This window comes from Luteimonas salinisoli (genome assembly GCF_013425525.1).
Lineage (GTDB): Bacteria > Pseudomonadota > Gammaproteobacteria > Xanthomonadales > Xanthomonadaceae > Luteimonas > Luteimonas salinisoli.
The window spans coordinates 38,712-57,841 of the sequence record NZ_JACCKA010000044.1 but is presented as its reverse complement, the minus strand read 5'-3'; the positions used below and the strand labels follow the sequence as shown (position 1 = coordinate 57,841).

Below are 19,130 nucleotides of genomic sequence, written 5' to 3'. Positions count from 1 at the left end.
GGCGCCGCCCCGTGGCGACGGTGAAAGATCCTCGCAACGGATGGGACTGCCTGGCGCGGCCGGACCGAAGGGCGGAGCAACACCCCCGGCGCGACTCCCGCCCCGCGGTCGACCGAAAGCGCTCTTCCCAAGGAACCAACTGCCAGACGCGGCTTATTCATTGGCGCAGCCCCGTGGCGACGGTGATGGATCCCCGCAACGGATGGGGCTGCCTGGCGCGGTTCAGCGTATCTCCGCACACTATGAGGCGACCCGGCCACAACGGAGCGACCCGTGAGGAAATGGATCTGGCTTGTCGCGGCACTGCTGCTGGCGCTCGTCGCCTACACCGCCGCGGGGCCATACCTGACCATCCGCGCCATCCAGCAGGCCGTGCAGGAGGACGATACCCGCGCCCTGGCGCGCCAAGTCGACTTTCCGGCGCTGCGCGGCAGCCTCAAGCTGCAGCTCGACGATGCCATGGTGCGGCGCGCAGGGCCCGAGGTCCAGGCCAGCGTGCTCGGCAGGATCGGCCTGCAGGTGGCCAGCGGCGTCACAGCCGGTCTGGTCGAGACCATGGTCACCCCGGTCGGGCTGGCCGCGCTGATGGAAGGGCGACGGGTCTGGCGCCGGGTCGACATCAGCGCTCCGCCACGGCCGAACGCCGGCGCGGATGGCCAAGGTAAACCTCTGCAGGATGCCGAGCACCGCTACGAATCGGCCTCCCGCTTCAGCGCCACCGTGCACGACGACGCGGGCCGCCCGGTCGTGTTCGTGCTCACCCGCAAGGGTCTGCGCTGGCGACTGTCCGATATCCGCCTGCCGCTGTAGAGCCGAGCTCGCTCGGCTGCGCGGGCTCCGGAGCCGGGAGCAGCGGAGCAAGCTCCGCTCTACGAACGGCGGGCCGGGCCGGCGGCGCGGACGCCCCGTAGAGCCGAGCTTGCTCGGCTGCGGGGGCTCCGGAACCGGGAGCAGCGGAGCAAGCTCCGCTCTACGGATTGGAGATGCCGTGCGGGACGTGGCCGGTCGCGACGTGCAGGCGCGCCGAGTCGATGTTGTGCTGGGAATCGTCGAAGAAGATGTCCGCGCCGAACGCTTCCAGGAACGGCCCCTTCGGGCGCCCGCCGAGGAACAGCGCCTCGTCCAGGCGCACCCCCCACTCGCGCAGCGTGCGGATCACCCGCTCGTGCGCCGGCGCCGAGCGCGCGGTGACCAGCGCGGTGCGGATCGGCGACGCTTCGCCCGGCGGATAGGCCGCCTGCAGGTCGTGCAACGCCGACAGGAACGCGCGGAACGGCCCCCCCGCCAGCGCCTCGCGCGCGCGCTCGCGCTCGTGGCGGTGGAAGGCGTCGATGCCGCCCTCGCGCGAGACCCGCTCGCCCTCGTCGCCGAAGATCACCGCGTCGCCGTCGAACGCGATCCGCAACTGGTCGTGGCGGTGCTGCGGCGCCTTGGCCGGCAGGATCGTCGCTGCAGCCACCCCGTTGGCCAGCGCGCTGCGGACCGACTCGGGATTCGCCGACAGGAACAGCTGCGCGCCGAAGGGCCGGATGTAGGGCCAGGTCGGCTCTCCGGAGGTGAACGTGGCGCGCGAGATCGCCAGGCCGTGGTGCTGGATCGAATTGAAGATCCGCAACCCGGTGTCGGCGGAATTGCGCGACAGCAGGATCACCTCCACCCGCGGCGCCTCGAGCGCTGCGCCGTCGTTGAGAGCCAGCAGCTTTCGCACTAGCGGAAAGGCGATGCCCGGCTCGAGCGCGTCGTCCTCGTGGCTGCGCTGGTGTTCGGCGTAGGCCTGGATACCGTCGCGCTCGAACACGGAATGACTGTCCTCGAGGTCGAACAGCGCCCGCGAAGAGATCGCGACGATCAGCGGCGGGGGCGTGGCGGCGGACATGGCGCGAGTATGCGCGATCGGCCCGCCCGGCGGCGAGTGGAGCGGACCCCGCCACGCGGCGCTGCGGTACGTGTCGTGACGATCGACACTGCGCGCGGCGGCTCACGGTTGCGACACTTGGCGCGAGCCCGCATACCCATGAACGGAGTCCTGCATGAGCCGCCTACTGCACGCACTGGTCCTCGCCAGCTGTTTCGCCGCGCTCGTCGCCGCGCCCGGCGCCCGCGCCGCCGGACCGGCGGCGCCACCGCAGGACGAAGGCCCCAACGCCGAGGCGAAACGGATCATCGGCGACCTGCAGCGCATCGTCACCCCCAACGGCGTGCAGGAGCTGCGTCGCGTCCGTCTCGGCGGCATCGACCAGTGGATCTCGGTGCGTGGCACCGACCGCGACAACCCCATCCTGCTGTACCTGCACGGCGGACCTGCTGCACCGGTGATGCCGGCAGCGTGGGCGTTCCAGCGGCCGTGGGAGGATTATTTCACCGTGGTGCAGTGGGACCAGCGCGCGGCCGGCAAGACCTACCTCGAGAACGATCCGGAGGCGGTGGCGCCGACGATCCGGATCCAGCGCTACGTCGACGACGCGATCGAGCTGATCGCCCACCTGCGCGAGACCTACGGCAAGGAGAAGGTCTTCGTGTTGGGCCACAGCTGGGGCACGATCGTCGGCATGCGCACGCTGGTCGAAAAGCCCGAGTGGCTGCATGCTTACATCGGCGTGGGCCAGATCATCCAGCCCGATCTCGGCGAGACGGTCGGCTATGAGCACGTGCTGGCGCGTGCCAGGGCGGAGGGCAACGAGGAAGCGGTGACCGAGCTGGAGGCGCTGGCGCCCTACCCCGGCGGCGACGTGCGCGGCGGTCGCATCGACCGCCAGCGCAAGTGGTTGCTCCATTACGGCGGACACAGCGCCTATCGCGACAACTCGGACTACTTTTTCGCCTCGCAGCGCCTGTCGCCCGACTACAGCGAAGCCGATCGCCGCGCCATCGGCCAGGGCAGCCGGCTGACCCTGGACCGGATCCTCGGCCAGTGGAACGTCATCGACTTCCGCGAAGTGCGCAAGGTCGAGGCGCCGGTGGTCATGTTCATGGGCCGCCACGACTACGCCACGCCGTCGCAGCCGGTGGCGGAGTGGCTGGAGCGGGTCGAGGCGCCGGCCCGGCATGCGGTGTGGTTCGAGCACTCGGCGCACCTCACGCCGCTCGAGGAGCCGGGTCGGACGCTGGTGGCGCTGGTCAACGAGGTGCTGCCGCTGGCCAAAGACGAGAACCGCGGTCGGGGCGCGCCTTCCGGCCGCGATCGGCGGGCCGGGAAAATCGGCGAAACTGCGCCCTGACCGGATCTCCGACTCCGGTGGGGGCGCTCAAACCACGAACTGCTCGCTGAGGATGCGCTCCTCGAGATTGTGCTCGGGATCGAACAGCAGCGTGACCACCCGATCGCGCGATTCCCGGATCGTCACGTCGACCACGTCGCGCACCTCGTGCGAGTCGGCGGTGGCGCTGACCGGCCGCTTGTAGGGATCGAGGACGCGGAAGCGCACCTCGGTCTGCGCCTTGAGCAGCGCGCCGCGCCAGCGCCGCGGCCGGAACGGCGCGATCGGCGTGAGCGCGACCACGCTGGCGCCCAGCGGCATGATCGGCCCGTGCGCGGAGAAGTTGTACGCGGTGCTGCCCGCGGGCGTGGACACCAGCACGCCGTCGCAGATCAGTTCCTCCAGGCGCAGCTTGCCGTTGAGCTCGATGCTCAGGTGCGCGGCCTGGCGGGTCTGCCGCAGCAGCGAGACCTCGTTGTAGGCCAGCGAACCCACGCTGGCCCCGGATTCGGTCTGCGCGACCATCTCCAGCGGTCGCAGCACCGAGGGCTCGGCCGCGCGCAGGCGCTCGAGCAGTCCCTGCCGCTGATACTGGTTCATGAGGAAGCCGACTCCGCCCAGCTTCATGCCGTAGACCGGCTTGCCGAGCGCGCCGTGGCGATGCAGGGTCTGCAGCATGAAGCCGTCGCCGCCCAGCGCGCAGAGCACGTCGGCTTCGTCAGGCTCGTGCTGGCCGTGCTCGGCCACCAGCGCCTGCAGCGCTTCCTGCGCGTCGGAACTGGCGCTGGCGAGAAAGGCGACCCGTGGCGTCTGCGCGGAGTTCATGGGCGCGAGGATAGCGCACCGGCGGTCGCGGCGAGCCCGAACCGGCACCTCGCCCGCCGGCGCGCACGGGCCCGCGGCCGGCTCAGCTGCCCGCGGCCAGCTGCGCCAGCCGGCTCACCGCCACCGAGGCGGTCGGATAGTCGATCGACTTCTGCGCGAACATCTCTTCCAGCATCGCCAGGGCGAAGCGCAGGGTCGGGTCGTCGCGCTCGATCCAGGCGCGCACCTTCGCATCGGGGTCGCGGCCCGCCATCGACAGCGCCTGGCCGGCGAGCAGGGTCTGCTGCGCGAGCAGGTCGTCGCGCAGCACCCCGCGCGCCACGGCGTGCCAGCGCCCCTGCACCTCCAGGGCGTCGATCTGCGCGAACAGCCACGGCAGGTGAAGCGCATCGCCGACGCGGAAGTGCACCCTGGCCACGTCCACCGGCTTCAGCCGGCGCGCCCGCGCCAGCTCGATGATGTCGAACACCGGGCCCAGGTACGGCAATTCGGCCAAGTCCTCGGCCAACTCCGGCGACATCCCGCGCTCCTGCCAGCCCTGCCGTGCGCTCTCGAACGCCGGGCGCTGGGAATCGGGAAGAATGGCGTCGGCGCCGCGGATCTCGTTGAAGGCCTCGGTGTAGCGTTCCACCGCGCGGGTGATGGCGGGAATCTCGCCCGGCCGGTTCAGCAGCCAGCGCACGAACGCCCGCTGCAGGTTCCAGATTTCCTGCAGCGCATCGATCTGCACCGCCTCGGGCAACTTGCCGTCCAGGCCGTCGATCTGCGCCCACAGCGCGCGGGCATTGAGCGTCTCGCGGCTGATGGTGTAGGCCTTGGCCACCTCGGCCGGGGTCCTGCCGGTGTCCTCCTGCATGCGCAGCAGGAAGGTCGCGCCCATGCGGTTGATGGTGGCGTTGGTCACCGCGGTGGCGATGATCTCGCGCTTCAGGCGGTGCTTCTCCATCGCCGCCGCGTACTTCTTCTGCAGTGGTGCCGGGAAGTAGCGCTGCAGCTCCTTGGACAGGTACGGGTCCTCGGGAATATCCGAATCGAGCATCTGCTGGTAGGCGACCAGCTTGGCGTAGGAGAGCAGCACCGCCAGCTCGGGCCGGGTCAGGCCCTGGCCGCGCGCCTTGCGCGCGGAGATCTCCGCATCCGACGGCAGGAACTCGATCTGCCGGTCCAGCAGGCCCTGCGCCTCGAGGGTGCGGATGAAGTGCTGCTTGGAGCCCAGCCTCGACACGCTCATCCGCTCCATCAGGCTCAGCGCCTGGTTCTGGCGGACGTTGTCGAACAGCACCAGCGACTCCACCTCGCCGGTCATGTCGGCCAACAGCTTGTTGCGCGCCGCCATGCTCAGCTTGCGGGCCTGCACCTGGGCGTTGAGCAGGATCTTGATGTTGACCTCGTGGTCCGAGGTGTCCACGCCGGCCGAGTTGTCGATGAAGTCGGTATTGAGCAGCACCCCGGCCTGGGCCGCCTCGATCCGGCCGCGCTGGGTCAGTCCCAGGTTGCCGCCCTCGCCCACCACCCGGCAGCGCAGTTCGCAGCCGTCGACGCGCAGCGTATTGTTGGCGCGGTCGCCGACCTCGGCGTGGCTCTCGCTGGACGCCTTGACGTAGGTACCGATGCCGCCGTTCCAGAGCAGGTCGACCGGCGCCTTCAGGATCGCCTTCATCAGCTCGGCCGGGCTCATCGAATCGACGTCCGCGTCGATGCCCAGCGCGTCGCGCGCCGCCTTCGACAGCGGGATCGACTTGGCGCTGCGCGGCCAGATCCCGCCGCCGGCGCTGATCAGCCCGCGATCGTAGTCCTCCCAGCTGGAGCGGGCCAGGCCGAACATGCGCTTGCGCTCGCGGTAGCTCGCCGCGGCGTCCGGCGCCGGATCGATGAAGATGTGGCGGTGATCGAACGCCGCCACCAGGCGGATGTGCCGCGACAGCAGCATGCCGTTGCCGAACACGTCGCCGGACATGTCGCCGATGCCGGCCACGGTGAAGTCCTCGCCCTGGCAGTCGTGCCCGAGGGCGCGGAAATGCCGCTTCACCGATTCCCAGGCGCCCTTGGCGGTGATGCCCATGCCCTTGTGGTCGTAGCCCACCGAGCCGCCGGAAGCGAAGGCGTCGCCCAGCCAGAAGCCGTGCTCGGCCGAGATCCCGTTGGCGATGTCGGAGAAGGTCGCCGTGCCCTTGTCGGCCGCCACCACCATGTAGGGATCCGCCTCGTCGTGGCGAACCACGTCCACCGGCGGCACGATCCCGCCGTCGACGATGTTGTCGGTGACGTCGAGCAGGCCGTGGATGAAGCGGCGGTAGCAGGCGATGCCCTCGGCCAGCACCGCGTCGCGGTCGCCGCCCGGCGGCGGCCGCTTGACGAAGAACCCGCCCTTGGCGCCGACCGGCACGATCACCGTGTTCTTCACCATCTGCGCCTTGACCAGGCCCAGCACCTCGGTGCGGAAGTCCTCGCGCCGGTCCGACCAGCGCAGGCCGCCGCGCGCCACCGGGCCGAAGCGCAGGTGCACGCCTTCCACGTGCGGGCCGTAGACGAAGATCTCGCGGTAGGGGCGCGGCCTGGGCAGGTCGGGCACCCGCGCGCTGTCGAGCTTGTAGGCCACGTAGTCCTTCCAGCCCGTCGCGGCGCGCTGGTAGAAGCTGGTACGCAGGGTGGCGTCGATCACGCCCATGAAGTTGCGCAGGATCCGGTCCTCGTCGAGGCTGGAAACCCGGTCGAGCAGGCTCTTGAGCGCCTCGCGGATGGCCTGGTAGCGGCGCTCGCGACCACCGCCGCGCGCCTGCACCATCGCCGCCAGCGTCGACGCGGCCGCGGCATCGTCGCCGGCCAGCGCCTGGAACTCTTCCGCCAGCCGCGAGGCATCCTCGTCCGCAGCCCGCGCGTCCCCGCCGTCGCCGATTGGGTTGAAGCGCGCCTCGAACAGCTCCACCAGCAGCCGCGCCAGCAGCGGGTAGCGGGCCAGCGTTTCCTCGACGTAGGCCTGCGAGAACGGCGCCTCGGTCTGCAGCAGGTACTTGCAGTAGGCGCGCAGCATCGAGACCTGGCGCCAGGTCAGGCCTGCGCCGAGAATCAGCCGGTTGAAGCCGTCGTTCTCGGCGCCGCCGCGCCACAGCTGGGCGAACGCCTCCTCGAAGTCGGCGCCGACGCGCTCGACGGCGATGTCGGCGCCGCCGCCCTCGACCTCGAAGTCCTGGATGTAGAGGGCCTGGCCGTCGACCTCGATCCGGTACGGATGCTCGGAGATCACCCGCAGGCCCATGTTCTCCATCATCGGCAGCACGTCGGACAGCGGGATATCGCGCTTCTGGCGGAACAGCTTCAGCCGCAGCGGACCCTCGCCGGCAGCGCTGTTCGGCGCGCAGTACAGGCACAGGCGCAGGTCCTCCGGACCTTCCAGCGCCGCCAGCTGGGCGACATCGGCGGCGGCAACAGCGGGCGTCGCCTGCTCGATGTAGTTGGCGGTCAGCGCGCGGCCGTAGCGGGTCGCCAGGCGCAGGCCGTCGGCCTCGCCGTGGCGCTCGACCAGCTCGTCGCGCAGGTCGTCCTGCCAGTTGCGCACGATTTCCGCCAGCGCGGCGCCCAGTTCGTCCTGGTCGATGTCGCCGGCCAGCCCCGAGCGCGGGCGCACGATCAGATGGAGCTGGGCCAGCGGAGATTCGCCCAGTTGCACGCTGGTGTCGACGCGATCGGCCTCCAGCGCCTCCTTGAGCATGCCCTCGATGCGCAGCCGTACCTCGGTATTGAAACGGTCGCGGGGAATGTAGGCCAGGATCGAATAGAAGCGTCCGTAGCGGTCGCGGCGCAGAAACAGGCGGCTGCGGCTGCGCTCCTGCAGCTGCAGGATGCCCGCGCCCAGCGCCTGCAGCTCCTCGGCGCTGGACTGGAACAGCTCGTCGCGCGGCAGCGTCTCCAGGATGTGCTTGAGCGCCTTGCCGCTGTGCCCGGTCTGGCGCAGGCCCGAGGCGCTCATCACGTGCTCGAAGCGGTCCCGTACCAGCGGGATCTCCCAGGGCCGACGGTTGTAGGCGCTCGAGGTGTAGAGGCCGATGAAGCGCTGCTCGGCCACCGGCCGGCCGTCGGCGTCGAAGCCGAGCACGCCGATGTAGTCCATGTAGCCGGGCCGGTGCACGGTGGCGCGCGAGTTGGTCTTGGTGAGGATCAGCGGATCGATCACGCCGCCCTGGCGCGCCGCCTGCGCGCCGAGGCTGCTCAGCGCCCGCGGCCTGCCGGAATCGCCGTGGCGCAGCAGGCCGAGGCCGGTACCGTCGATCGCGCACAGGACATCCTCGCCGCGCTGCTTCCTGACCTTGTACTCGCGATAGCCGAGGAAGGTGAAATGGTCGCTGGCCGCCCAGTGCAGGAACTCCTGCGCCTCGCGGCGCTCTCCGTCCGACACGGGCAGTTCGCGTTGGGCCAGGTCGGCGGCGGTCTGCAGCATCTTCTCGCGCATCGTCGACCAGTCGTCGACGATCGTGCGTACGTCGCGCAGCACCTGGACGATCCTGCGCTCGACGTCGGCCAGCCCCTCCGGCGCCTGGCGATCGATCTCCAGGTGCATCAGCGACTCGGCCTCGCCCTCGCCCACCGCCAGGGCATGGCCCTTGCGGTCGCGGCGGAAGGCGATGATCGGGTGGCCTAGCACGTGCACGCCGATGCCGAGCTCGGTCAGCGCCATGGTCACCGAATCCACCAGGAACGGCATGTCGTCGTTGACGATCTGCAGCACCGTGTGCGGCGAGTCCCAGCCGTGCTCGGCGGAATTGGGATTGAACAGCCTGACGCTGGCGGCGCCGGGCTTGCGGCGACGCGCGAAATCGAGGAAGCCGTGGGCCAGGGCGGCCCATGCCTCGGCGCTGTGCAGCGGTAGCTCGTCGGCGGTCATGCGCCGGTAGAACGCGGCGGCGAAGGCGTCGGCATCCGCCCGGCGTTCGTTACCCACGCGCTTGCGGATGGCGTCGAACACCGGCTCGAGCAGCGAGCTGCGACGCGCCGGCCGCGACTCGCCGGGCTTCCTGCCCGGGCCTTTCGCGGCCTTGACGGATGCGCCGGATTTGCGGGAACTGGAGGCGTTCTTACCGGATTTGCTCATGGCGGGTTTCGGATGGAATGAGGCCCGCGCTTGCGCACGGGCCGATGCGGGAGGATTGCCTGGACGGCTGCGGCGGCGGAGGCCTGGAACGGGCTGCGCGGGGCGCGGATCAGCGCAGCCCGGTTTCGTGGCGGGCGATCACCAGGCGCTGGATCTCGCTGGTGCCCTCGTAGATCTCGGTGATCTTGGCGTCGCGGAAATAGCGCTCGATCGGCATTTCCTTCGAGTAGCCCATGCCGGCGTGGATCTGCACCGCCTGGTGGGCGATCCACATCGCCGCCTCGGAGGCGGTGAGCTTGGCCACCGAAGCCTCGGTAGTGAAGCGCTTGCCCTGGCCCTTCAGCCAGGCCGCGCGCAGCGTCAGCAGCAGCGAGGCGTCGAGCTTGCACTTCATGTCGGCGATCTTGGCCTGGGTCATCTGGAACGCGCCGATCGGCTGGCCGAACGCCTTGCGCTCGCGCACGTAGGACAGCGTGGCCTCGTAGGCGGCGCGGGCGATGCCGATCGCCTGGCTGGCGATGCCGATGCGGCCGGCGTCGAGCACGCCCATGGCGATCTTGAAGCCATGGCCCTCGTCGCCGAGCACGTCCTCGGCGCGGGCGACGTAGTCCTGGAACTCGATCTCGCAGGTCGCCGAGGCGCGGATGCCGAGCTTGGGCTCGGTCTTGCCGCGATGGAAGCCGTCGCGGGCGGTATCGACCAGGAACGCGGTGATGCCGCGGGCGCCCTTGTCCGGCTCGGTCATCGCGAACAGGACGATGTACTTCGCCACCGGCCCGGAGGTGATCCAGCTCTTCTTGCCGTTGATCAGGAAGCTGCCGTCGGCCTGCTTCGCCGCGCGGCAGCGCATCGAAGTGGCGTCGGACCCCGACTGCGGCTCGGTCAGCGCGAAGGCGCCGATCTCGGCACCCTCGGCGATGGGGCGCACGTAGGCCTGCTTCTGCTCCTCGGTACCGTGGGTGAGGATGCCGTTGCAGAACAGCGAATTGTTGACCGACATGATCGTGGAATGCGCGGCGTCGGCGGCGGCGATCTCGACCATCGCCAGCACGTAGGCCACCGGGTCCATGCCCGCGCCGCCGTACTCGCCGGGCACCTCGATCCCCATCAGGCCGTTCTCGCCGAGCAGGCGGATGTTGTCCAGCGGGAACTCGCCGGAACGGTCGAAGCCCTCTGCGCTCGGTGCGATCTTCTCCTGGGCGATCCGGCGCGCCACCTCCTGGATCATCAGCTGCTCTTCGGTGTAGCCAAAATCCACGTCGGGCTCCGACTCGATTGAAAGCGCAATTGTAGCCTCGCCGTCGCGCGCGGTCAGGTGAATCCCCAGCCACCGGCGCGCGCGACCGCAGGCGGCCGCCATTGCGGTGCCGCGCAGCGGCGTCCCCGGCGCGCCCCTTGACCCGCCGCCGCATGGGCGTAACACTTCCATCCTTAGATCGCGATGGAAAGATATTGATGGATCTGGAGAGCTGGTCCACCCGCCTGAAGGTGCTGGCCGACGCCACCCGGGTGCGGCTGCTGGCGCTGCTCGAGCGCGAGGAACTGACCGTCGCCGAACTCTCCGCGGTCACCCGGCTGGCGCAGCCGCGGGTCTCCACCCACCTGGCACGGCTCAAGGAGGCCGGGCTGGTGCGCGACCGGCGCGCCGGCGTCTCCGCGTACTACCGTTTCGACGATGCGCCGCTCGATCCCGCCCTGCAGCAGCTCTGGCGCACCCTGCGCGACGGCAGCGACGATGCGCTGCTGCGCCAGGATGCCGAACGCCTTCCGGCAGTGCTGGCGACGCGCGCGTCCGATCGCAACTGGGCCGATTCGGTGGCCGGCGACATGGAGCGCCATTATTCCCCTGGGCGCACCTGGGAGGCGCTGGCGCGCTCGGCGCTGCCGCTGCTGGAAGCGGGCGACGTGCTCGATATCGCCTCCGGCGACGGCGTGCTGGCCGAACTGGTGGCGCCGCACGCCAGCCGCTACGTCTGCGTCGATACCAGCAGGCGGGTGGTCAACGCCGCCACCGAACGGCTGCGCCGCTACGACAACGTCGAGGTGCGCGAAGGCGACATGCACGCCCTGCCCTTCGCCGACGCCAGCTTCGACCTGGTGGTGCTGATGCACGCGCTCACCTATGCCGCCCGGCCGGCGCAGGCGGTGGCCGAAGCAGCGCGGGTGCTGCGTCCCGGCGGACGGTTGCTGTTGAGCAGCCTCGCCCGCCACGAGCACCAGGCCGTGGTCGCCGCCTACGACCACGTCAATCTCGGCTTCGGCGAGCGCGAGCTGCGGCGCTTCGTCGACAAGGCCGGCCTGCGGCTGCAGCACATCGACACCGTCACCCGCGAACGTCGGCCGCCGCATTTCGAGGTGGTCTCGCTGATCGCCGCCCGGCCCTGAGCCGTTCCTTCCGATCCCGCCTGGAGCCCGACCATGCACGCTCTGCCCTGGCACGACCCGCAACGCACCGCCGCCCTGCTCGATGCCCTCGACCGCCGCATCCTCGTGCTCGACGGCGCCATGGGCACGATGATCCAGCGCCACGACCTGCAGGAGGCCGACTATCGCGGCGAACGATTCGCCGGCGGATACGACAGTCTCGCCGGCGACGACGCCCCCAGGGAGGAGCATGACCAGAAGGGCAACAACGACCTGCTCAGCCTCACCCGGCCCGGGCTGATCCGCGACATCCACACCGCCTACCTGGAGGCGGGCGCGGACCTGGTCGAGACCAATACCTTCAACTCCACCGCCATTTCCCTGGCCGACTACCACCTGCAGCACCTGGTCGGCGAGCTCAATCGCGAGGGCGCCAGGCTGGCACGCGAGGCCTGCGCCGCGGTGCAGGCGCGCTCCCCCGACCGCCCGCGCTTCGCGGTCGGCGTGCTCGGCCCGACCAGCCGCACCGCCTCGATCAGCCCCGACGTCAACGATCCCGGTTTCCGGGCGGTCGACTTCGACACCCTGGTCGCGATCTATAGCCAGGCCGCCGAAGGGCTGATCGACGGCGGCGCCGACGCACTGATGGTGGAGACGGTTTTCGACACGCTCAACGCCAAGGCCGCGCTGGTGGCGCTGTCCGAGGTCTTCGCGGGGCGCGGCGCGCGCCTGCCGGTGATGATCTCCGGCACGATCACCGACGCTTCCGGGCGGACCCTCTCGGGGCAGACCGCCGAGGCGTTCTGGTACTCGCTGCAGCATGCGCGGCCGCTGTCGATCGGGCTGAACTGCGCGCTCGGCGCGCGCGAGCTGCGCCCGCACGTCGAGGCCCTCGCCAGCCTGGCCGACTGCCACATCAGCGCCCACCCCAATGCCGGCCTGCCCAACGCCTTCGGCGAATACGACGAAACTCCCGACGAGATGGCCGCCACCCTCCACGAGTTCGCACAGTCCGGCCTGCTCAACATCGTCGGCGGCTGCTGCGGCACCACCCCCGACCACATCCGCGCCATCGCCGGCGCGGTAGCCGGGGTCGCGCCGCGGCAGGCCGCAGGCGCCGCCCGCCTGGCGGCATGAGCGGCCTGAGCGGCGACCCTCCACGTCGCGGGTGCCATCGCGCCCCCGCGCCGCTGATCCCAACTTCCCTGGCAGTCGCATGACCGAACCCCGCCATACCCGACTCTCCGGCCTCGAGCCGCTGGTGATCACCCCGGACCTGCTGTTCGTCAACATCGGCGAGCGCACCAACGTCACCGGCAGCGCGCGTTTCCGCAAGCTGATCAAGGACGACCGCTACGACGAGGCGGTGGAAGTGGCGCGCCAGCAGGTCGAGAGCGGCGCGCAGATCCTCGACGTCAACATGGACGAGGGCATGATCGACTCGGAGCGGGCGATGACCCGCTTCCTCAACCTGATCGCCGCCGAGCCGGACATCGCCCGCATCCCCTTCATGGTGGACTCGTCGAAGTGGACGGTGATCGAGGCCGGGCTCAAGTGCCTGCAGGGCAAGGGCGTGGTCAACTCGATCTCGCTCAAGGAGGGCGAGGACACCTTCCTGGAGCAGGCGCGGCTGGTGCGGCGCTACGGCGCCGCGGTGGTGGTGATGGCGTTCGACGAGCAGGGCCAGGCCGATACCCGCGAGCGCAAGGTCGAGATCTGCACCCGCGCCTACCGGCTGCTCACCGAGCGCATCGGCTTTCCGCCCGAGGACATCATCTTCGACCCCAACGTGTTCGCGATCGCCACCGGCATCCCCGAGCACGACAACTACGCCGTCGACTTCATCGAGGCCACGCGCGAGATCCGCCGCACCCTGCCCCATTGCCACGTGTCCGGCGGCGTGTCCAACGTGTCGTTCTCGTTCCGCGGCAACGAAGTCGTGCGCCAGGCGATCCATGCCGTGTTCCTCTACCACGCCATCGCCGCCGGCATGGACATGGGCATCGTCAACGCCGGCGCGCTGCCGATCGTCGACGATCTCGACCCGGAACTGCGCGAGCGCGTCGAGGACGTGGTGCTCAACCGCCGCAGCGACGCCACCGAGCGCCTGCTGGAGCTGGCCGAGCGCTACCGCGGCCGCAAGGGCGAGGCGCGGGTCGAGGACCTGGCCTGGCGCGAGGCGCCCGTGGCCGACCGCCTGCGCCATGCGCTGGTGCACGGCATCGACCAGTACGTGGTCGCGGACACCGAGGAGGCCCGGCAGCAGTTCGACAAGCCGCTGGAGGTGATCGAAGGGCCGTTGATGGCCGGCATGGGCGTGGTCGGCGACCTGTTCGGCTCCGGCAAGATGTTCCTGCCGCAGGTGGTGAAGTCGGCGCGGGTGATGAAGAAGGCGGTGGCCCACCTGCTGCCCTACATCGAGGCCGAGAAGGAGCGCAGCGGCAACGCCGGCAAGCCCAACGGCCGGATCCTGCTGGCTACGGTGAAGGGCGACGTGCACGACATCGGCAAGAACATCGTCGGCGTGGTGCTGGCCTGCAACAACTTCGAGGTCACCGACCTCGGGGTGATGGTCCCGGCGCAGGCGATCCTCGACAAGGCCCGCGAGATCGGTGCCGACCTGATCGGCCTGTCGGGGCTGATCACGCCGTCGCTGGAGGAAATGGGCCACGTCGCCCGCGAGATGAAGCGCCAGGGCTTCGAGACCCCGCTGCTGATCGGCGGCGCCACCACCTCGCGCGCGCATACGGCGTTGAAGATCGCACCGCACTACCCCTCGCCCACGGTCTGGGTGAAGGACGCCTCGCGCGCGGTGGGGGTGGCGCAGTCGCTGGTCAGCGTCGATCTGCGCCAGAAGTTCGTGGCCGCCAACGATGCCGACTTCGCCGAGATCCGCGAGCGCCACCGCAATCGCGGCGACGCCAAGCGGCTGGTGTCGCTGACCAAGGCACGTGCGCAGCGTTTCGACGGCGGCTGGGCCGAGTACGCGCCGCCACGCCCCAACCGCACCGGCGTCACCGTGCTCGACGACTACCCGCTGCAGGATCTGCTGGAGATCATCGACTGGACCCCGTTCTTCCAGGCCTGGGAGCTGGCCGGGCGCTACCCGGCGATCCTCGACGACGCGGTGGTCGGCAGCCAGGCGCGCGAGCTGTTCGCGGACGCCAAGCGGATGCTGCGCCAGATCGTGGAGGAGAAGTGGCTGACGGCCCGCGCGGTGTTCGGGCTGTGGCCGGCGCGCGCGGTCGGCGACGACGTCGAGGTGACGACGGTGCCCGATGGGAACGGCGACGGCAAGACGCAAGACGATGCCACCGCCGACACGGTGGTGCTGCACTTCCTCCGCCAGCAGGTCGACAAGCCGCCCGAGCGGCCGGACTTCAGCCTGGCCGACTTCATCGCCCCCGCCGAATCCGGCCGCGAGGACTGGATCGGCGCGTTCGCGGTGACCGCCGGCATCGGCATCGACGAACACGTCGCCCGGTTCGAGGCCGACCACGACGACTACAACGCGATCCTGCTCAAGGCGCTGGCCGACCGCCTCGCCGAGGCGCTGGCCGAGCGCCTGCACCAGCGCGTGCGCACCGAGTACTGGGGCTACGCCGCGGACGAGGCGCTGGACAACGAGGCGCTGGTCGCCGAGAAGTATCGCGGCATCCGCCCCGCCCCGGGCTACCCCGCCTGCCCCGAGCACAGCGAGAAGGCGACCCTGTTCGCGATGCTGGACGTCGAGGCGCGCATCGGCATGCGCCTGACCGAGAACTTCGCGATGCTGCCCACCGCGGCGGTCTCCGGCTATTACTTCAGCCATCCGCGCAGCCAGTACTTCGTGGTCGGCCGGGTGTCGAAGGAGCAGGTGGACGACTACGCGAAACGCAAGGGCATCTCCCGCGCACGCGCCGAACGCCTGCTGGCTTCGAACCTGGACTACGACCCGGAATAGCGGTGCGCCGCCCCCGTAGGAGCGGCCGATGGCCGCGAAGGCCGCGGGGGGCTCCGGCCAGGCAGGCGGCTTGCGCGGGTGCAGTGGAGCGCGCCGGCTTTCGCGGGCATGGCCCGCTCCCGCGGCTTTTCACCGCCCACGGCGGCCATGGCATCCGCATGGCCCGCCACTCTCTTGCGGCCCGCAGCACGCCACGGGTCACCAGACCAGGTCGTCGGGCACCTGGTAACGCGGATCCGAATAGGGATCGTCGGCCGCGTCGGCGGCCGGATCGACCTTCAGCGCCACGGCCGGGGCGAACACCGCTTCCGTCTCGGCCAAGGTGGCGGCGTCGACCAGCAGGTAGCGACCGTTGAGCTGCACCACGCCGAGTTCGCCGGCGTTGAGCGCCGCCAGCTGCGCCGCGGTCACGTAGACGCGCTTGATCTTGCCGCCGTATTCGAAGTGCCGGGCGATGTCCGCCTCCTCGGCGTTCAGCCCCCGGCCCTGCAGCAGCGTCGCCAGCCTGGCGCGCGCTTCGCGTCGCTGGCGCGCCTCTTCCTGGCGCCTGCGCTCGGCCTCGATCCGCTCCTCCTTCTCCTTTTGGGCGCGGATCGCATAGGCCTTGGCGAGGTCGATCTCCTCGCGGCTGCGGCTACCGCGCCGCCCCCCTCCAGGCGCCTCGGCGCGCGCGGGCGGGCGCTTGCCGGCCGCACGGCGCTGCTCGGCGGAGCGCGGCGGCTTCGCGCCGGGCTGTCTGTCGCGCGGCGGCTTCTTCGGTTGTGAGGCCGGCGCCTTGAAGCCCAGGCCCAGCAGCTGGTCGCGCAGGGAATCGCTCATGTCGGCGTCAATAGTGCGGAGGTGGCGGCTCGTCGGCCGGATCGGCGAAGAAGCTGCCGCGCGACTGTTTCATCTCCTCCAGGCCGTGGCGGAACAGCTCGGCGCTGCGCGCGGTTTCCAGGCGCAGCGCAGCCATGGCCTCGCCGAGCTCGGCCAGGGCCTGTTCCTGGAACGCCAGGCGGGTCTCGAGTTCGACGACGCGTTGTTCGAGGGTTTCGTCCACGGGTCAACCTTGCAGGCGGCGACCGGCGCGGGGCCGGCACCATGTTAGCCGCGTCCGGTCGCGGGCGCGACCGGCCGGGCGGCGCGCGGCGACGGCCGCGGCCGCGGATGGCCGCCTACTCGGCGGCCGGCATCACCTCGAGCAACTCCACCTCGAAGGCGAGCGTTGCATTGGGGCCGATCGGGCCGTTCGGGGTGCCCTGCTCGCCATAGCCGAGCTCGCTGGGGATCCACAGCCGGTAGCGGCTGCCCGGCGACATCAGCTGCAGGCCCTCCTGCCAGCCCGGCACCACCTGGTCCAGCGAGAACATCGCCGGCTCGCCGCGCTCCAGGGTGCTGTCGAACGTGGTGCCGTCCAGCAGCTTGCCCTCGTAGTGCACGCTCACCCGGTCGCCCGGCTTCGGCGGGTCGCCCTCGCCTTCCTCCAGCACCTCGTACTGCAGCCCGGACTCGGTGGTCTGCACGTTCGGCTTGGCCGCGTTCTCGGTCAGGAACGCCCGGCCCTCGGCCGCGGCGTCCTCTGCGCGCGCGGCCTGGCGGGCCTGCATGCGTTCGCCGAGCCCCTGCATGACCTGCACCAGCTGTTCCTGGTTCAGCCGTGGCTCCTTGTCGTCCAGGGTGTCGCGCACGCCCATCAGCATGGCTTCCAGATCGACCTCGTCCTTCACGGGCACCAGGGTGGCGCCCAGTTCCAGGCCGATCGCATAGCCGACCTGCTGCTTCTCGTTCTCCAACCCGGGCACGTCGATCGCCGCCGCGGCATCGTCGCCCTGCGCGGCGCCGGCGTCCGCGGGCTTGCCGGTCTCCGTGTCGAGCGGCTTGCAGGCGGCCAGGGCGATCAGCAGTGCGATGGAGAGCAGCGCCGGGGCGGCGCGCGGGGAAATCGTCATCGGAAAACTCCTTCGGGGTTCGGGGGAAGGCCGGCCGGGCCGGCAAGCGCCCGCGGTGCGGGCGCAGAGGGGCAGGATGCCGTCAGAGGATGTCGAGCAGCTCGACGTCGAACACCAGGGTCGCGTTCGGGCCGATCTGACCGCCGTCGGTGCCGCTGGCGCCGTAGGCGAGCTCGCCGGGGATCCAGAACCGGTACTTGGCGCCGATCGGCATCAGCGCCACGCCCTCGGTCCAGCCGGGGATCACCTGGTCGAGGCCGAACTCGGCCGGCCGGCCGCGCTCGTAGGAACTGTCGAAGACCTCGCCGTCGAGCAGGGTGCCATGGTAGTTCACGCGCACGCGTTCGTTGGGCAGCGGACGGCGGCCGGAGCCCTGGCGGATCACCTGGTACTGCAGGCCGGACGACGTGGTGAACACGCCCTGCTTTTCCCTGTTGGCGGCGAGGAAGGCGGCGCCCTCGGCGCGGTTGCGCTCGCCGGCCTGCGCGGCCTCGGCCTGCATCTTCGACTCCACGCGCGCCGAGAACGCCGTGCGCAGCGCCTCCGCCTCGGCCTCGTCGATCAGCAGCTCGCCGCCCTCGATGCGGGCACGCAGGCCCTGAATCAGCATTGCCACCTCGATCTCGTCGCGGATCGGCATCAGCGAGCGCCCGACATCGGCGCCGACCAGCAGCCCGACGCTGGCGCTGTCCACCTCCGGCGGGGCCGAGCCCGGCGGGGTGCCGGGCAGGCTGGTGCCGTTGCGCGCGGCGATCCGCTGCATCAGCGCCTGACCGACCTCCTGGATCTGCTCCTCGCCGAGCAGCGGCTCGCCGCCGTCCAAGGCGTTGCGCAAGGCGCGCTCGAACGCCGCATAGTCGAGGTCCGGGCCGACCGGCGCGATCGACTGGCCCACGTCCATGCCGATCATGTAGCTGATCTTGTCGCGCTCCGAACCGGGCGCCTGCGCCAGCGCCGGCGACGCCGCCAGCCAGGCCGCGAACAGGCACAGCGCGGCCGCGCCGCGCATCGCAATCTTCATCTAACCAGTCTCCTGTTGGACGTCGCCGGGCGACGCATGACCGCCTATTGTCGCGGCGCCGGCGCGGTCGGGCAATCGTGCGCGTCCCGGGCGTTCATCGGGGTTCGCGCAGGGCGCGCTCGATCGCCGAGACCACCTCCGGGTCGTCCGGGACCGTGCGGCTGCCCCAATTCGCCAGGACCCGCCCGTCCCTGCCGATCAGGTACTTGTGGAAGTTCCACTGCGGCGCCGCGTCGGTGGCGGCGAGCAGATCGCGGTACAGGCCGGTCGCCTGGGGGCCGACCACCTGCACTTTCTCGAACATCGGGAAGCGCACCCCGTAGGTCAGCGTACAGAACTCGCGGATCGCCTCCTCGTCATCGAACTCCTGCTCCTTGAAGTCGCCGGACGGGAAACCGAGCACCGCGAAGCCCTGCTCGCGATAGCGGGCGTGCAGCGCCTCGAGCGCCTCGAACTGCGGCGTGAACCCGCACTTGCTGGCAGTGTTGACCACCAGCAGGACGTCGCCGCCATAGGTCGCCTGCAGGTCGACGGGTTCCTGCCCTGCCAATGGCCGGTAGCTGTGGGCCAGCAACGGCTCGGCTGCCCAGGCCGTCAGCGTGACGAACCACATCAAAAATACCGCGCAATACATTGAAATTTCGAACTTAACTGAGGATTTCATGGCGATTCCTCGGCGACCGTGACTTCAGTTGGGGGAAAATTGCGGAGCCACCGGTTGACATCACCTGTTCTGGTGTTATAGTTGCATACAACACCGGTT

General features: G+C 70.4%; 14 protein-coding genes. 5 read left to right on the top strand and 9 right to left on the bottom strand.

Annotated features, from left to right (window positions below):
* Positions 1–273: 273 nt before the first annotated feature.
* The gene (locus tag H0E84_RS06180; RefSeq protein ID WP_180677764.1) at positions 274–810 is read left to right on the top strand and encodes a DUF2939 domain-containing protein; all 537 of its coding nucleotides are present in this window, start codon (positions 274–276) and stop codon (positions 808–810) included.
* Between the two features lie 160 nt (positions 811–970).
* Here H0E84_RS06180 and H0E84_RS06175 read toward each other — a convergent pair whose 3' ends face one another.
* A complete protein-coding gene (locus tag H0E84_RS06175; RefSeq protein ID WP_180677763.1) occupies positions 971–1,876 on the bottom strand; it encodes a 5'-nucleotidase in 906 nt (301 codons plus the stop codon).
* Between the two features lie 154 nt (positions 1,877–2,030).
* On the opposite strand from H0E84_RS06175, the gene H0E84_RS06170 reads away from it, so the two are divergent.
* Positions 2,031–3,218 carry an alpha/beta fold hydrolase gene (locus tag H0E84_RS06170; RefSeq protein ID WP_180677762.1) on the top strand — a complete coding sequence of 396 codons (1,188 nt, stop codon included), beginning with the start codon at positions 2,031–2,033 and terminating at the stop codon, positions 3,216–3,218.
* A 27-nt stretch (positions 3,219–3,245) separates the two neighbouring features.
* On the opposite strand, the gene H0E84_RS06165 is transcribed toward H0E84_RS06170, so the two are convergent.
* The 3 genes from H0E84_RS06165 to H0E84_RS06155 form a co-directional block, all read right to left on the bottom strand.
* Positions 3,246–4,022, bottom strand: coding sequence for an NAD kinase (locus H0E84_RS06165; protein WP_180677761.1), 777 nt, complete (start codon positions 4,020–4,022; stop codon positions 3,246–3,248).
* An 82-nt stretch (positions 4,023–4,104) separates the two neighbouring features.
* The gene (locus H0E84_RS06160) at positions 4,105–9,108 is read right to left on the bottom strand and encodes an NAD-glutamate dehydrogenase (RefSeq protein WP_180677760.1); all 5,004 of its coding nucleotides are present in this window, start codon (positions 9,106–9,108) and stop codon (positions 4,105–4,107) included.
* A 109-nt stretch (positions 9,109–9,217) separates the two neighbouring features.
* On the bottom strand, positions 9,218–10,468 hold the full coding sequence (locus H0E84_RS06155; RefSeq protein WP_219339617.1) for an acyl-CoA dehydrogenase family protein: 1,251 nt from the start codon (positions 10,466–10,468) through the stop codon (positions 9,218–9,220).
* Positions 10,469–10,563: 95 nt separating this feature from the next.
* On the opposite strand from H0E84_RS06155, the gene H0E84_RS06150 reads away from it, so the two are divergent.
* The 3 genes from H0E84_RS06150 to metH all read left to right on the top strand — a co-directional run bounded on the left by H0E84_RS06150 (position 10,564) and on the right by metH (position 15,415).
* Positions 10,564–11,493: an ArsR/SmtB family transcription factor gene (locus H0E84_RS06150; RefSeq protein WP_180677758.1), complete on the top strand. Its 930-nt coding sequence runs from the start codon at positions 10,564–10,566 to the stop codon at positions 11,491–11,493.
* 33 nt (positions 11,494–11,526) lie between these two features.
* On the top strand, positions 11,527–12,609 hold the full coding sequence (locus tag H0E84_RS06145; RefSeq protein ID WP_180677757.1) for a homocysteine S-methyltransferase family protein: 1,083 nt from the start codon (positions 11,527–11,529) through the stop codon (positions 12,607–12,609).
* A gap of 79 nt (positions 12,610–12,688) precedes the next feature.
* On the top strand, positions 12,689–15,415 hold the full coding sequence (gene metH / locus H0E84_RS06140) for a methionine synthase (protein WP_180677756.1): 2,727 nt from the start codon (positions 12,689–12,691) through the stop codon (positions 15,413–15,415).
* A gap of 198 nt (positions 15,416–15,613) precedes the next feature.
* Here metH and H0E84_RS06135 read toward each other — a convergent pair whose 3' ends face one another.
* The 5 genes from H0E84_RS06135 to H0E84_RS06115 all read right to left on the bottom strand — a co-directional run bounded on the left by H0E84_RS06135 (position 15,614) and on the right by H0E84_RS06115 (position 19,001).
* Positions 15,614–16,234, bottom strand: a complete 621-nt coding sequence (locus tag H0E84_RS06135) for a DUF2058 family protein (protein WP_180677755.1) — start codon at positions 16,232–16,234, stop codon at positions 15,614–15,616.
* Between the two features lie 7 nt (positions 16,235–16,241).
* On the bottom strand, positions 16,242–16,457 hold the full coding sequence (locus tag H0E84_RS06130) for a SlyX family protein (RefSeq protein ID WP_180677754.1): 216 nt from the start codon (positions 16,455–16,457) through the stop codon (positions 16,242–16,244).
* Between the two features lie 115 nt (positions 16,458–16,572).
* The gene (locus H0E84_RS06125) at positions 16,573–17,346 is read right to left on the bottom strand and encodes an FKBP-type peptidyl-prolyl cis-trans isomerase (RefSeq protein ID WP_180677753.1); all 774 of its coding nucleotides are present in this window, start codon (positions 17,344–17,346) and stop codon (positions 16,573–16,575) included.
* Between the two features lie 82 nt (positions 17,347–17,428).
* Entirely contained in the window at positions 17,429–18,367 is a 939-nt protein-coding gene (locus H0E84_RS06120) for an FKBP-type peptidyl-prolyl cis-trans isomerase N-terminal domain-containing protein (RefSeq protein ID WP_180677752.1), read from the bottom strand.
* Between the two features lie 94 nt (positions 18,368–18,461).
* Entirely contained in the window at positions 18,462–19,001 is a 540-nt protein-coding gene (locus H0E84_RS06115; protein WP_180677766.1) for a glutathione peroxidase, read from the bottom strand.
* Between the last annotated feature and the right edge of the window lie 129 nt (positions 19,002–19,130).

Excerpts from the sequence above, each read along its gene's own strand:
- H0E84_RS06175 (WP_180677763.1), bottom strand. The coding sequence starts at position 1,876 with ATGTCCGCCGCCACGCCCCCGCCGCTGATCGTCGCGATCTCTTCGCGG.
- H0E84_RS06170 (WP_180677762.1), top strand. The coding sequence starts at position 2,031 with ATGAGCCGCCTACTGCACGCACTGGTCCTCGCCAGCTGTTTCGCCGCG.
- H0E84_RS06165 (WP_180677761.1), bottom strand. The coding sequence starts at position 4,022 with ATGAACTCCGCGCAGACGCCACGGGTCGCCTTTCTCGCCAGCGCCAGT.
- H0E84_RS06160 (WP_180677760.1), bottom strand. The coding sequence starts at position 9,108 with ATGAGCAAATCCGGTAAGAACGCCTCCAGTTCCCGCAAATCCGGCGCA.
- H0E84_RS06155 (WP_219339617.1), bottom strand. The coding sequence starts at position 10,468 with ATGGCGGCCGCCTGCGGTCGCGCGCGCCGGTGGCTGGGGATTCACCTG.
- H0E84_RS06150 (WP_180677758.1), top strand. The coding sequence starts at position 10,564 with ATGGATCTGGAGAGCTGGTCCACCCGCCTGAAGGTGCTGGCCGACGCC.
- H0E84_RS06145 (WP_180677757.1), top strand. The coding sequence starts at position 11,527 with ATGCACGCTCTGCCCTGGCACGACCCGCAACGCACCGCCGCCCTGCTC.
- metH (WP_180677756.1), top strand. The coding sequence starts at position 12,689 with ATGACCGAACCCCGCCATACCCGACTCTCCGGCCTCGAGCCGCTGGTG.
- H0E84_RS06135 (WP_180677755.1), bottom strand. The coding sequence starts at position 16,234 with ATGAGCGATTCCCTGCGCGACCAGCTGCTGGGCCTGGGCTTCAAGGCG.
- H0E84_RS06125 (WP_180677753.1), bottom strand. The coding sequence starts at position 17,346 with ATGACGATTTCCCCGCGCGCCGCCCCGGCGCTGCTCTCCATCGCACTG.
- H0E84_RS06120 (WP_180677752.1), bottom strand. The coding sequence starts at position 18,367 with ATGAAGATTGCGATGCGCGGCGCGGCCGCGCTGTGCCTGTTCGCGGCC.
- H0E84_RS06115 (WP_180677766.1), bottom strand. The coding sequence starts at position 19,001 with ATGTATTGCGCGGTATTTTTGATGTGGTTCGTCACGCTGACGGCCTGG.